At 43.2% G+C, this 14,770-nt stretch carries 13 protein-coding genes; 1 reads left to right on the top strand and 12 read right to left on the bottom strand.

Features of this window, described 5'->3' with window-relative positions:
• Positions 1-2: 2 nt before the first annotated feature.
• The 10 genes from yabP to OCV61_RS00650 form a co-directional block, all read right to left on the bottom strand.
• Positions 3-284 (bottom strand): sporulation protein YabP, encoded by a 282-nt coding sequence (yabP, locus tag OCV61_RS00695; RefSeq protein WP_262582567.1) that lies wholly within the window; start codon positions 282-284, stop codon positions 3-5.
• A 99-nt stretch (positions 285-383) separates the two neighbouring features.
• Entirely contained in the window at positions 384-623 is a 240-nt protein-coding gene (locus OCV61_RS00690; RefSeq protein ID WP_158420118.1) for an RNA-binding S4 domain-containing protein, read from the bottom strand.
• 5 nt (positions 624-628) lie between these two features.
• The gene (locus OCV61_RS00685) at positions 629-904 is read right to left on the bottom strand and encodes an HU family DNA-binding protein (RefSeq protein ID WP_158420116.1); all 276 of its coding nucleotides are present in this window, start codon (positions 902-904) and stop codon (positions 629-631) included.
• 138 nt (positions 905-1,042) lie between these two features.
• Positions 1,043-2,011, bottom strand: coding sequence for a protein kinase family protein (locus OCV61_RS00680; RefSeq protein WP_158420114.1), 969 nt, complete (start codon positions 2,009-2,011; stop codon positions 1,043-1,045).
• A gap of 89 nt (positions 2,012-2,100) precedes the next feature.
• Entirely contained in the window at positions 2,101-3,447 is a 1,347-nt protein-coding gene (locus tag OCV61_RS00675; protein ID WP_158420218.1) for a CCA tRNA nucleotidyltransferase, read from the bottom strand.
• A gap of 86 nt (positions 3,448-3,533) precedes the next feature.
• On the bottom strand, positions 3,534-4,313 hold the full coding sequence (gene thiD, locus OCV61_RS00670; protein WP_158420112.1) for a bifunctional hydroxymethylpyrimidine kinase/phosphomethylpyrimidine kinase: 780 nt from the start codon (positions 4,311-4,313) through the stop codon (positions 3,534-3,536).
• Positions 4,310-4,930: an HAD family hydrolase gene (locus OCV61_RS00665; RefSeq protein ID WP_173728174.1), complete on the bottom strand. Its 621-nt coding sequence runs from the start codon at positions 4,928-4,930 to the stop codon at positions 4,310-4,312. Before OCV61_RS00665 ends, thiD begins: the two co-directional genes overlap by 4 nt.
• A 20-nt stretch (positions 4,931-4,950) precedes the next feature.
• Positions 4,951-5,592, bottom strand: a complete 642-nt coding sequence (gene thiE, locus OCV61_RS00660; protein WP_158420110.1) for a thiamine phosphate synthase — start codon at positions 5,590-5,592, stop codon at positions 4,951-4,953.
• A gap of 25 nt (positions 5,593-5,617) precedes the next feature.
• Positions 5,618-6,166: a DUF4430 domain-containing protein gene (locus OCV61_RS00655; RefSeq protein ID WP_244092983.1), complete on the bottom strand. Its 549-nt coding sequence runs from the start codon at positions 6,164-6,166 to the stop codon at positions 5,618-5,620.
• Between the two features lie 16 nt (positions 6,167-6,182).
• Entirely contained in the window at positions 6,183-7,148 is a 966-nt protein-coding gene (locus OCV61_RS00650; RefSeq protein WP_158420108.1) for a PD-(D/E)XK nuclease family transposase, read from the bottom strand.
• A gap of 316 nt (positions 7,149-7,464) precedes the next feature.
• On the opposite strand from OCV61_RS00650, the gene OCV61_RS00645 reads away from it, so the two are divergent.
• Positions 7,465-8,895: a hypothetical protein gene (locus OCV61_RS00645; RefSeq protein WP_158420107.1), complete on the top strand. Its 1,431-nt coding sequence runs from the start codon at positions 7,465-7,467 to the stop codon at positions 8,893-8,895.
• Between the two features lie 8 nt (positions 8,896-8,903).
• On the opposite strand, the gene proS is transcribed toward OCV61_RS00645, so the two are convergent.
• Both proS and OCV61_RS00635 read right to left on the bottom strand, forming a co-directional pair.
• Positions 8,904-10,343 (bottom strand): proline--tRNA ligase, encoded by a 1,440-nt coding sequence (gene proS / locus OCV61_RS00640; RefSeq protein ID WP_158420106.1) that lies wholly within the window; start codon positions 10,341-10,343, stop codon positions 8,904-8,906.
• A 455-nt stretch (positions 10,344-10,798) separates the two neighbouring features.
• A partial coding sequence (locus tag OCV61_RS00635) for an Ig-like domain-containing protein (protein WP_262582566.1) occupies positions 10,799-14,770 on the bottom strand: 3,972 nt, incomplete at its 5' end.

The following is a 14,770-nucleotide window of genomic DNA, read 5'->3' as shown; positions in this document are numbered from 1 at the left end:
GATCAGCGAAACATCCTTTTTAATAACGGTTCTTCTTTTTTCAGACTGTTTCCTGACTGGTATACCGCTTCCTCCAGCTTTCCTTCCACTTCCACTTCTCCCTGTTTCAGATCCAGCCTTTTCACATGCATCTGTTCCCCTTTTAATTTCAGCTTTCCCTGGGTTGTAAGAAGAATGATCTCCTTTTCGTCAAAAGACGTCACATCCCTGACTCCTGTTATAGTTCCGGAGGTTCTGTTTTCAAAGGTCAGTTTGTGAGGCATGTTTTCGTTTTTTCCTTCCAAAAATGCCCTCCTGAAAGTATCCTTTATGTCAGTGTATGCTTTTTCAGAAAAAAATAGACCCGGCCGGTTCTTCCCGGTCGGGTGCGATATAAATGTCTGTTAAAGGTATCTGTACAGATTCTCCACATCTTCTTTTTTAACGGTTTCTTTTACGTCCAGCACTTCTACCTTCACATTACGACTGCCGAACTGGATCTCTATAATATCTCCCGCTTTCACCTGTGCGGATGCTTTGGCAGGCTTGTCATTCACCATTACACGCCCTGCATCACAGGCTTCATTAGCCACAGTGCGACGCTTGATCAAACGGGAAACCTTCAAAAATTTATCAAGACGCATATTCTTTACTCGTTGATCATATCCTTCAGGGCTTTTCCGGCTTTAAACTTAGGAGCCTTGGAAGCCTCGATCTTCATTGTCTCACCAGTCTGAGGATTTCTTCCCTCTCTAGCAGCTCTCTCGCTTACTTCAAAAGTACCAAAGCCCACTAACTGAACTTTCTCTCCTTTTTTCAGCTCGCCAGATACAACGTCAACAAAAGATTTCAGAACAGCCTCAACGTCTTTCTTTGATAAATTTGTCTCTTTCGCCATAGCTGCTACTAATTCTGTTTTATTCATGGTGTTTCCTCCTCTAAATGATCTCTTTCTAGTTCGTGGCAACTGCCGATGGCGACAGCGCTCTATCCTCTATATATATACCTTTTACTGGGCATTGTCAAGAATTTTCGCCTTTTAGCGGGCTGTTTTTAATGCTTCCTAAAAAGCCTTTTTGGTGAAGTCTGCCCAAATCTCTTTCTGCTCAATGATCTTCCGTTGTTTTTCCACATTTTTCTCCGAAATCCATGCTTTATTGTGGGAGAAATAGTAATTTGCCAGCTTCCAGTACTTCTCCGGATAAAGAAAACGGATCTTCAGATTCTCCCTTTCTGCAGGCGAAATCCGCCGTACAGCATCGTATTCTTTCAGCATGTCCTTGCCAAGCTGTGGATCCCAGTTATATTTTTCCAATATTTTCCTCATAAAACGGTACAAATCTGCCACCTGGACATCAAACCTGAAATGACCAAAATTGGTCACTGCTGTTTCCTTTTTCAGTATTAACACATTATGCTGATTATATTCCCCATGACAGATCCAGCCTGCTTCCTTTGTCTGCTGCCGGAGTGCTTCGTAATCGGAGTCCTGCAGCTTTCCAAGCGCTACCTCTGCTCTTTCCAGAAACCACTGGACATTAGCCAGATATTCCTTTTCAAAAGCACTGCCTGCCCCATTCTTCCGAATAAACTTCCGGATTTTACGCAGCTCCTGGTTATGACGTAAATACTCATCCTTAAGAGATTTTTCCTGATAAATCCCCTCTGCCGGAAGACACATATGAGTATGTAATACTGCCAGGATACGTACACTCTCCAAAATATCTGCTTTGGACTTTGTATCACATTCTCTGCCCTCATACCAGTATTGTAAGGTAAATGGAATGTCGTCTTTATTCTTTGTTATCAGCTGCCCTTCCTGGTTTTCCAGGTAAAGATCCACACTGTATCCTGCCTCTGACAGCTTTTTTAAAAGCCGTTGCTGCATGGCCAGTTTTTTTTCCGATCCCCAGTATTCCCTTAGAAGAAATAGCCCCTTCTGTGTTCTGCAAAGAACAGCTCCACGGGTCCTGCTGGTTCCTTCAGCTGTAAGACCATACTTTTCCAAAGTGCCGATTCCATAATCATACAATCTGTTATCCCCCTCATCATACTTGCTTTCCCACGATACTTTCTATACTTATGAGGGGAATATATTATTTATGTCCTTTGTAATTCCTATTAAGCTTCACTGTTCTGAACAGCCAACTGTTCTGCCTGGGCAAGAAGATACTCCCTGTTATTTTTCCCGGGATCTTCCAGCACCTGGTCTAAAAGACTCTCCAGGATCCTTCCTATGGATGGTCCTGCTTTTAATCCTGCCTGGATCAGATCCCTGCCGCTGATGACCAGACCCTTCAGGGAAACGCAGTCACCCCGTTCACAGATCCTGTGATAGATCTGCTCCACAGCATCCAGTCTTTCTTCCTTCTGCTCTCGCCTGTACAGACTTTGTGCCAGCATATCCGCCCGCTGCACCTCCAAATATAAAGGAAACAAATCCTCACCAATACTGTTCACTGCACGTCGCACCTGGGTTTCTTCAGCCTTCGGCCGCAGATCATGCCACCGGATCAGACGGCATACCTTCCGGATGGTATCATTGTCAAATTTCAGCCTCCGCAAGATCTCACCAGCCAGCTTCTCCCCCACAGGACCGTGTCCCTTAAAATGATCTCTGCCATTCTCATCAGTTGTCCGACATACAGGCTTTCCAATATCATGAAGCAACATAGTGAGCCGCAGCACACGGTCAGGCCGGATATTTACCAAGCTGTGCAGGATGTGCTCCCCAACGGAATACATATGATAAGGTGTATTCTGCTGAGTTTCCATACATGTATCAAATTCAGGAAGAAATATCTTTGTAACCCCTGCCCGCCAGGCTGTACGAAGATAGTCCGGATGATCAGATATCAGCAGCTTTACAAGTTCCACCTGGATCCGCTCTGCACTTACCTTTTCCAGATTGGGGGCAAGCAAAGAAAGGGCATTTTCCGTTGCAGGGTCAATGGAAAATCCCAGTTTTGCAGAAAAACGCACTGCCCGCAGAATCCTGAGAGCATCCTCTGTAAAGCGCTCCTTAGGATCTCCTACACACCGGATCACCTTTTTTTCCAAATCACCAAGGCCTCCAAAAGGATCCACCAGCCCTTGCTTCGGATTGTATGCCATTGCATTAATCGTAAAATCTCTTCGCTTCAGATCTTCTTCCAGGCTTGCCGTAAAGGTTACATCCTTAGGGTGCCTGCCGTCCTCGTATACTCCGTCTACACGATAAGTGGTCACTTCAAACCCTTCTTTGTCAAGAAGTACCGTAACTGTACCATGCTGCAGGCCTGTATCTATGGTTCTGTGAAAAAGGCTTTTTACCTGCCCCGGCTTGGCAGAAGTGGTAATGTCCCAGTCATCCGGGGTGTCCGAAAGAACCCGATCCCTGACACAGCCACCTACTGCATATGCCTCAAACCCTGCCTTTTCCAACGTTTTTAATATTCTGTCAACTTTTGGAGGAATCTCTATAAACATATGTTTCTCCATTTTTCTTTCCAGTCCTCCTTCATATTATGATGCCAGAGGCTAAGGTCTCTTTTACCCATGGTATCATTTTATATTTACAGGGCATATACATGGTTTAAAGGTCCGCTGCCTGCTCCCAGATCCAGCATAGCCTCTAACGCACCTGTAAGATAGGCTTTCGCATTTGCCACACTGTCTTCCACTGAAAACCCAAGAGCCAGATTGCAGGCAATAGCTGAAGAAAGGGTACAGCCTGTACCATGAGTATTAGGATTTGCCACTCTCTTTCCACGGAACCATTGAAGCTTTCCATCCTGGTACAACAGATCTGTAGCATCGTTTACCAGATGACCTCCTTTAATCAGGATAGCGCCTTTATATTTTTCTGCCAGTTTTCCGGCAGCTTTGATCATATCTTCTTCTGTATGTATCTCAAATCCGCAGAGCACCTGGGTCTCAGGAATATTGGGTGTGATCACATCTCCCATAGGAAGAAGTATATCCGTCACCGCATCCATGGCTTCCTCACACATCAGACGGTGTCCGCTGGTGGAAACCATCACCGGATCCACTACAATATTCTTTGCACCATATTCCAAAAGCTTGTCAGCGATCACACGGATGATCCGGCTGCTTAATACCATACCGATCTTCACGCTATCTGGATAAATATCTGTAAAAACTGCATCCAGCTGATCTGCCACAAACTCCGGCTCTGCCTCCATAATGCTTTTTACTCCGGTTGTATTCTGAGCTGTCAGTGCTGTGATCGCACTCATCCCATATAATTTATGGGCAGTAATGGTTTTCAGGTCAGCCTGGATCCCTGCCCCGCCGCTGCAGTCAGAGCCTGCAATGGTCAGTACTTTTTTCATTGTATTAATGCCTCCATTTCAGAAAAATCCTTTGTATATCGGTAAACCATTGCCTGAAGCTTAACTGTTTCCGGCTCCCAGGCATCATACACTCCCACTACCTTAAAGCCTGCATCCCTGGCTGTCCTGGCTGCATGAATGGCATCTTCAAACACCAGTACCTCTTCCTTAGCAAGGTCAAGATATGTAAGTGCAGCTTCATAAATATGAGGTGTAGATTTATCATAACCTACACCGGCACAGGTATAGATCCCTTTAAAATATTTCCAGATCCCGGTTCGCTTCAAGGCTTCTTTTGCAAGATACTCATCTGTAGCCGTCGCCACACACATCTGTATATGATTGTGATGCAGCATTTTCAAAAACGGAACCACTCCTTTTTTCGGCTGAACCCGTAAACTGTAATTCTCAGACATCAGCTTTCCTATCCCCTCCATGATCGCCTCCGGGCTCTCCTGGATCTGATAGGTTTCTTTTATGTAAATGGCTCCCTGGTGCACAGTCATGCGAAGAAGGGTATCATTCAGCCCCTCTTCGGCCTGGATACCCTTTTCTGCAAGATATTGTTCTGCAAGGTGCCTCCAGTACCCCATAGAATCCAGCAAGGTACCGTCCATATCAAAAATCGCTCCCCGGATCATCCTTCTACCATCTCACTGGAAAGCCTGTGCAGTTCCCTGCATTCCTTTCTGATATCTTCGGCAGCAAATACGGCAGACACCAGCGCCACTCCGCATACACCGCTTCCCTTTAGCTGCAGAAGATTCTCTTTGCTGATTCCACCGATCGCTACCACCGGAATGGAAACAGACTGACAGATCTGCTTCAGGGTTTGAAAGTCCACTGCATGGGCATCCTTCTTGGTAGAAGTATGAAATACAGCTCCAACCCCCAGGTAATCCGCTCCATCTGCCTGTGCTTTCTGAGCCTGTTCTACAGTCCGGGCCGAGATTCCAAGGATCTTGTCCGGTCCAAGAAGTGCTCTGGCCTTTGCTCCATCCATATCGGACTGGCCGATATGAACTCCGTCTGCACCTGTTTTTACAGCCACCTCCACATCATCATTCACAATAAAAGGAATCTGCTTCTCCTTACATAATGCACCAATCTCTTTTGCTTCCTGAAGGAACTTATCCTCAGACATATTCTTCTCTCTTAACTGAAGACAGGTGATGCCCCCTTCAATGGCCTGCTGCACCTGTTCATACAAAGACAGCTTCCCTGTCCAGGTCTGATCTGTCACCGCATATAATAATAAATCCTTTTTTCCTATAGTCATGTCTTTATCTCCTGATCATCTATAATTATTCCTGATAACTGTTGCCTACATCTGAGCCCAGATCGCAGGTATATTTCCACTCGATCTTATCTCCATCCTCCACTGTATACTCGGAGCATCCGTAATTAGGAAACCATCCGTTCACACTGAACATCCATCCTGAATTGGCACCGCAGTCAAATTCATAAAGCTGGTTGATCCCTTCAATATAATAGCTTCCGTACAATGGGGTATATCTGGAAGACATCTGGATCCCGGCCTGATTACATGCATTTTTCAGCACATCAAAAGCTGTATCACCGGATTTAAAGGATACTTCTTCAGGTTCCAGGATCCAGCCATCGGAAGGCACAAATTCCGCCTTTTCAGCCTTCAGATCATCCCGGTTGTCAAGGATGGAAGAGCAATCTATGGAAATGGTACAGGTATGGCTTTCCTTGACCTGGTCGCTGCCGCCACAGCCTGCTGCCAGCAAACAGCACAGAAGCAGGCCAAATAACAGCCTGCCTGTCTGAAACCTTTGTAATGTATGTTGTTTTTTCACGATTTTCTGTTTTTTCCTCCGCTTCTTCATGGCATCCTCTGTACTTCTATACAAGCATCTCTGCATTTTCTATAATATCTTTGATCTGTTTTTCCTCCATCTCTGCTATGTCTGCAATCTGAGCAGCCGTATAACCTTTGTTGTGCATCTTTATGATCATTTCCCGTTTGCCCATTTCAGTGCCTGTCTTAATTCCAATTTCAATTCCTGTCTCCTTGATTTTCTGGCTCAAATTACACATAATGCTTATATCCTCCCTGAATTTCTTTTCTACTGGAATCGCATATTCATTTCCAATAATGTCTATTTTTTCGCTTACCGATAAATCTTGAGACAACAGTGTCCCCAGTAATCTATGTAATTCATATTTTTCTTCACGTTGTGGAAGTTCTTCTGAAAGTCCGATCATTACGATATTAACCAGATCCATTTCCCCTTTCCATTCATGCGAATTTATGATACTTTCTTTTACCAGATGAATGTGTTCCAAACTGTTTTCCGACATATTCATGCAGATCCAGATAGAATAAACCCGCTTGATATCATTGTAATTTGAATTTACAAAATCCCTTTCCTTTTGTGAGGAAATCATACGGCTTACATAAAAGATCGCCCGATTCAAAATATCATATCCATCCGGTTCATCCTTTTGGGCTTCTACATTAATGATCATCTGTGACAGCCCATCCTTCATCCTCACATAAAAAACAATGTCAAACCGAATCAAGCCCTCATGTAACTCCTGGTTTTCAGAATTAAGCCCTGTAACCCGTGTTCCGTTTCTCTCCGATTCTGTATTGGTAAGTCCCGGATCCACAGGAACCGTATTAATAAATGGATCTCCCTCTATATATGGAATTACGTCCATAGGATCCATTCCTCCAAATTCCTCCACGGTTTTCACCAGTATATGTGCCAGAATACCTTTCTGGCCAAGTAATCTTTTCGCACTTTCATCATACTGTGCGTCTTTATCTGTCGTAAGAATTGAATTTCTAATCTCTGTATTCAATTACCTTATTCCCTTTCTACAGTATATTTGAAATCATTCTCCGGCTGTCTATTATTATACTCGAAGTCCGCATTTGTAACAACATTCAATTTGATTTCTGTCCAATTTGATTTCCCGGTTTCAATTTCCCGGACAGGTCATCTCTCCGTATACTGTTCCACGGAAGAAGAAGGGCTTTTGACATATTCCAGGCTTTTACGCTTCAAAAATGCCCTCTCTCCAATCTCCCTTTACAAGCCGATTATTTATATTGATCCTAAGTCTTTTTTTATCCAATAAAGCATGATACAATTTACACAAAAAAAGGAGGGAATCCATGAAAAAATCAGCTTTATTTCCAATACTTCTATGTTTTGGCACACTGTTTTCCTGTAATCTGTGTATGGCACAGACAGAAGCATCGTCTCATACACAGGGGATCATTTATGGTCAGAATATTTTTATCCAGGACGATGTGATCATGATCCCCTATGAAAATCACCTGATCACAGGACTTCTTGATGAAAAAGGCGATGTATACAACCTTATACAGGAACTGTCCCTGGATCAGAACATCTATACCGTTGCCCAGGATGGCCAGTATTTATATCTTGGAACCACTTCCCAACTGAACCGGGTGGATATTGCCCAGAAGGATCAGGGTACCCAGGTTTCACAGCTGATCTGCGATGATGGTGCAGATGATGGCTTCCAGATCTATGATGGCTTTATTTATTATCCTTATGGTTCATCTGTTTATCGGGTTTCAAAGGATGGGGGTGAAGAAGATCTTGTTGTAGAAAATGTGGAAGATTATGAACTGACTACAGACGGGATTTATTATCTTACCAGCCAGGGACGTTTTTGCTTTTCTAGCCTGGACGGTACTTTGACTCAAACATTGGGAGATTCTTTTTCCGATGGAAAAATGACGCTTTTGGGCTCCAGGATGTATATTACAACCGATCAGATCTTTGTTTATGATCTGGACACACAGACTCTTGAACAGCTGCCTGTTTCCCATTCAGTTAATGAATATGACGATATTGTTCCTATGAATGATTATCTGCTTTTTACTGACGATGATTTCAGTACCTATAAATACGAATTTTCCACAGGCCTGGAAACAGAGATCCACAGCACTTCCCTTCCTGATAAGGAGAGCCGTGTGATCAAAAATAATCAGATGTATTATTCCTATGCCACTGGGAAGCTTTTCATCTTAAATATGGCCGATTATCAGCAGAATATCCTGGAACTTGATGCACTGACAGGCCAAAATACAGGCAATTCTGGTAACACCCAGGTAGAGCCTTCTACCATGGAGACAGGCAGCTTCAATATCGCCGATGGACTATATGCTAATGCCAGCGCAGGGGGTGCTTTTATGGGCACTGACTATTTCTGTCTTTATTTTAATACTGAAGCCTATCTGAATGGGGAGTGGGCATGGGAAGTAATTGATGATTCCGCTATTCGTTTTTACTATCCCCAGGCAGCAGAAAGCGGCTACGGTGGTCACATTATGACGATCCGAGCCTATGACTGGGGTGACAACAGCTATTCAGAACTGCCTTCTTATCAGATCGCAGGGCTAAGTTCTGACAAAAAATATGTTGCTATTTTCCCTACAGACGTGCAATACGATCCAAATGACAGTATACAATGCTCAGAATATCCTGCCCTTCTTGAATACGCAAAAAGGGTTGATCAGGATAATCCTGACAACCCTTTCTCTGTAACAAGCATGCCTGATAATGTGCCCTGAAGCACGAATTAATAAGCTCTGCCCCAATATACCATTTTCTTCGCCGGTTTACCGCAGCATACACAGGTATCGGAAAGATGCTCCTGCTCAAATGGGATGCATCTTGAAGTTGCCTGAACATCTTCTTTGATCTTATCCTCACATTCACGGCAGCCACACCACATAGCTTTTACAAAGCCTGGTTTATTCACGATGGTATCTTTGAACTCATCATAAGTGGTTGCTGTGTATGTGTGTGCATCTCTGTGTGCTCTAGCACGCTCCAGCATATCCTTCTGCATAGTTTCAAGGATCTCATTAACTTTCTGTGTAAGCTCCTCAAATCTAACTGTGTATTTCTCTCTTGTATCTCTGCGGCAGACTACAGCCTGTCCGTTTTCAATATCCTTTGGTCCACACTCAATACGTACCGGGATTCCTCTCATTTCCTGCTCTGCAAATTTGAATCCAGGACTCTTATCTGTCACATCTGCTTTTGCACGGATGCCGGCAGCCTTTAATGCAGCCAGAAGCTCATCTGCTTTTTCAAGGACTCCTTCTTTTCTCTGCTGGATTGGGATGATCACAGCCTGAACCGGTGCGATCCTTGGCGGAAGTACAAGTCCGCTGTTATCTCCGTGAACCATGATAAGTGCACCGATCATACGTGTTGTCATTCCCCAGGATGTCTGATGTACATACTGAAGCTGATTGTTTTTATCTGTATACTGAATGCCGAATGCTCGTGCAAAGCCATCACCAAAGTTATGGCTTGTGCCAGACTGAAGGGCTTTTCCATCATGCATCAGTGACTCGATGGTATAAGTAGCTTCAGCTCCTGCAAATTTCTCTTTATCTGTTTTGCGGCCTTTGATAACTGGAATAGCCAAAACCTCTTCGCAGAAGTCTGCATACAGGTTCAGCATCTGGATGGTTCTTGCTTCTGCTTCTTCTGCAGTAGCGTGTGCTGTATGGCCTTCCTGCCATAAAAACTCACGGGAACGAAGGAAAGGACGGGTTGTCTTTTCCCAGCGCACTACAGAACACCACTGGTTATATACCTTTGGCAGATCTCTGTGGGACTGGATCTCTTTCTGGTAGAAATCACAGAACAGGGTCTCAGAAGTAGGGCGCACGCAAAGACGCTCCTGCAGCGGATCCAGACCACCGTGTGTTACCCATGCAACCTCAGGTGCAAAACCTTCTACATGGTCTTTTTCTTTGTCAAGAAGAGACTCCGGGATAAACATTGGCATGTATACATTCTCTACGCCTGTCTCTTTGAATCTGCGGTCAAGCTCTTTCTGGATATTCTCCCAGATCGCATATCCTGCCGGTTTGATGGCCATGCAGCCTTTTACACTTGTATAGCCGCAAAGCTCTGCTTTTTTCACCACATCTGTATACCACTGGGCGAAATCTTCCTCCATAGATGTGATGGCTTCTACTAATTTCTTTTCTTTTGCCATTTTGCATTCTCCTTTTTAAATAAAAAAAGAACCTTCCAATCCCATATCATAGGGACCGAAAAGCTCGGCGGTACCACCCTGATTAGCATCTCACATATAAAGATGCTCTCTCATCTTCCCTTTATCGCTGGAAATGCGCTGCGCTTCAGTTGCACAGTGACTCCAAGGCCGGTTCCATGACTTGTGCACAGGCTTCTCACACCTTTGCAGAAACTGTATCCTTCTCTGCTCAAAAGCCCTCTCTGGGATTACTCCTCATGTACTATTCTCTTCATCGTCATACTTCATATATAAGGAACTGCATCGGATCAGCCCCTGCTCGCTGTTTATTTTATGCGAAAACCTGCCATCTGTCAAGACCGATGATAGGATTATTCCCAATGTATAGCAATGCGCTGCGTCTGCATGGAGAGAACCATACAGAGCGCAGCGCTTTTTCTGTAAAAAGTATTATTTTATTTTGTAACTGTAACCTTTACTTTTTTGAAAAGCCCATTGGATGTGTAGCAGTAAATGGTACAGTTACCTTTCTTTTTAGCCCTGACGACACCAGTTTTGGAAACCGTTGCAATAGAAGGGTCTGATGATAGATAACGAACAGTTGCAACATGTTTCTGTACGTAAGTGCTTGAATTGGTTACGGATGCTTTAATCCGTTTTGTTTTTCCGGTACGGAGTTTCAGAGTTTTTTTATTGACAGTGATCTTTTGTGCATAGCCATAACTGCTGCCCTTTGTTACTGCATGAGTATGTGGAGAAGTTGCCAGTTTTTGTCCATTGGAAATGGCAACAATATAATATTTATAGTGAGTTCCTTTCTTTAGTTTACGATTCGTCCAGGTGAGGTTTTTGGATGAAACCGTTTTTAACAGTTTGTAGCTGTTTCCACATTTTGCGCCGTAAATCTTATATGTGTCAGCCCCTTTTATTTTGTTCCATTTCAAAACCATAGAATTTTTCCGGCTTTTTAACTGAAGCATTAGAATCTGTTTGTCTACAGGCTTTGTCACTGTCGTTGGAACTGGAGTAACGGTCGGAACCGGAGTGGTTGGAACCGGAGTGACGGTTGGAACCGGAGTAGCGGTTGGTTCCGGAGTAACGGTTGGAACCGGAACAGCGGTTGGTTCCGGAATATTTACGGTGATTTCTGCATATGGAGCTGCAACTGCTGTTATACCGTCTTTAGAGACGGCTTCTACTTTGTAAATACCGGCAACGGAAGGAATAAAAGTAAGAATACCGTTCTTATCAGATGTAGCAGTAAGTGTGTCATTGGTTTGTGCATTTTTTAAGGTTACAGTATATCCTTCTTCCACATAGGCCTCTACATTTTTCGCTGCTTCCTTATTTAAGCCCATAAGAGTAAGAGCAAACGGAGTATTTACTACAGTGGTAAGGGCTGTCTGAGTAAAATAAAGATATTCTTCTGTTTGTGATGTTGTGCTGCTGGCACTTGGATAAATGGAAAGAATATCGTTGTTTGATAAAAGTGTGGTACCCGTATACATAAAATCTACATTTTTGTGATTAATACGGTAGGTATAATGGCTTCCGGTATTTTGAAATACCTTGGTGATAAGTCCTTCCATGCCATACATAGTATCGAGATAATCATAAGGTCTGGCAACGAATTCAGTGCCATAAAGATCCTGATGTAAAGCAGCCAGAGCATCTGTTACATTTACTTTTGCATAGTTGTCAAGGTTTCCTTTCGTGTACCCTGCTTTTAAGGCTTGATTTCCGCTAACGTTTAAAGTTTTCTGGAAAGTTGGACCATCACGGTCAATCTGATATCGGATGGTTATAGTCTCCTGTGCAGGATTTCGAGATTTTTTTATTTCACGTATCGTTTTTTCAAGAGATGTTCTTGTATTACTATAATCTGAATCGGTAGAAGCATCATTGTTTAGGACTGCATTTGCTTCTGCAATAGCAGATTGAAGTTTGTCTTTTGTTCCAGTTGGCCAGTCAAGCGGATCAGAACTTTCTATAATTGTTGCAAGAAAATCATTGGCAGATGCAATCGTAGTTTCCAGCTGATGCTTCTGACTGGGGCTAAGGGCTAGTCGAAGCGTAAAGCTCTGTTTTTCATTTTCCGTAAATGCGCCCATAGAATATTCCCGGTCGGAATAGTTGTCACAGGAAAGATACACTGTATACATAGTTTCCCAGTCAAGTGTGTAGGTTCCATCTGAATTTGCGTCTATTTGTGTTTTAATTCCATTCTTTTCTCCAATGACTTTTTGGGTTGCATCAGAAAGATCTTTTCCCGTATCATAACCAAAAGCTATTAAAGTCATTGTATAGGTTTTAATGCGCTCTTTTAAAGAAACAGTAATAATCTGGTCCGTAGATACGGTTAATTCCTGATAGGTTATCTTGTAATATCCATAGGCATTGATGGAATAGTGGTAAGTGCGGTCTTTCCAGATTAAATAACTGCCGTCAGGCTCTGGATCTACTGTTTTGGTATGATCGTCTGCATCATATACAGTGACAGACACATTTGTCAAATCCAGTGAATTGTTGTTTTCATCAACGTAGGCAAATTTGATAAAACATTTCCCGTCTTCAGCTCTGGTAAGAGGGAGAGAAACCGTTTCATCTTTGGAAGGTACAAAAACCAGGTAGGCCTCTTCCTTGCCTCCGGCGCCTACATAGCCATTCTGAGAAGCTGTTACGGTGTATGAGGTAGCGTCATTCAAAGTATATGTACCATTTGCGCCAGGGGTTAACGTATTACCATTCTGATCCACTATTGTAATCCGGGCATCTGGAAGAATATCCTGTGTAAAGCTATTTACAGCCTGGAACTTTATCTGATATGTAGTTGCTTTTGGTGCAATAACAAAAGTAACTTCCGTGGATGCAAGAACCACAGCAGTTCCGGCATCAATTGCGGCATCTGTTTCTGTTGGGGAATAGAAGGAAAGCGTCGCATTTATTGTAGCTGCAGATGTGGGTCTTTGCTCCTTCAGAGTATAATTCTGACCGACAGAAGGAGTTGAAAATCCTTGCTGGGTTTTATCAGTGAAACAGTTTGCTGCTTCAGTTGTTTCAAATTTCCAACCACTCTTGAAGCGCGCAGTGTCCGGGCGTTTTAATGTAAATTCTGTAAGAGGGGTACTTCCATCTGCCTCATAATAGGGAATTTGATAAGTTTGTTTGGACTTCTGGCAGACTTCTTTATTCTTTGCAATTACGTTACCATCAATGTAATATTGCTGCATCAGCTTCTGAGCTTCCATTTTTTCGGAAGGAACCAGACAATCATCGCTGATTTTCTTGAGAGTATTCTGATCAAAAGTAATTGTGTGATGATACCAGGTATCCTTTCTTGCTGAATGTCCGGAAATACTCAGTGGATCATTCAGGGAAACAATTGGAACCGGCCAGAAAGTGTAATGCTCAGAGCCATCAAATTGTTCAGGGGCATAGCAAATCGTATCTTCTTCTGCTGGCTTTACAGAAGATTCTGAACAGTCACCCATGTAAAGTCTGTCAAATCCGGTTCCTTTGAGGGTAACTACCAGGTAAGCTTTTTTGTCTTTTACGATGATTTTTGTATTATAAAAAGCGAACATTGTGCTGTCAGAAATGGTATCTATGGTGTAGGTACCATCTTCCAGAGCAACAGATTTATTCTTTAAAGTAAAAGTTATACAATCATCCTGAGATGGGACAAAATCTTTTATTATGGCCTGCTCGGAGCCATCTTCAGCCGTATAGTTTTCAGCAGAAGCAGTAATGGTATAGGTACGATCCGCATACAGCTGGTAAACAGCAGCATCAGATGAAGTAATAACATTGCCGTAGTTATCTGTTACCGTATAAACTGGATCCGTTACCAGATTTCCATCCGTATCCTTTGCTTTGAGAGTTACAGAATAAGGCTCAATTTTAGGCTGAACGATCCATGTATAAGTGTAAGAAGCGAGAGCCGTGGCGGTATTGCTCTTGATCGCCGAGGTTGTGGTAGCAGGATCGTAGAGTTTTAAGGTTGCAGTCATTTCTGTGTCTGTCTGACTGATGAAACGGACATTACTGAAAGAATAAGTGGCGGATGTGGAATATGTTTTAGAAGGTCTGGAAAAACATTCCGTTGTACTGAAAAACCAACCACTCTGATACAGACTTTTATCCGGTCTTAATAATTTTATGCCAGATGCAATAATGGTATTGTCAGAAGCCCGGTAGGGGATGGTGTAGGTATCGCCATCTTTGGTAATGACTGCTTTGTAGGCATCGGAACAGCCTGCAAAGATGTTATCGCAGTTGTCTTTGATCCACTTTGCGGCTTTGGCTTCCGGGCTTTGGATCAGAGTAAAAGCTTTGGTTTCATCCTGAGATGGGACAAAATCTTTTATTACAGCCTGCTCGGATCCATCTTCAGCCGTATAGTTTTCAGCAGAAGCAGTAATGGTGTA

This window comes from Blautia ammoniilytica, from assembly GCF_025566965.1.
Classification (GTDB): Bacteria; Bacillota; Clostridia; order Lachnospirales; family Lachnospiraceae; genus Blautia_A; species Blautia_A ammoniilytica.
Note: the sequence above shows the minus strand (reverse complement) of the source record. Positions and strands in the feature narration are given on the sequence as shown.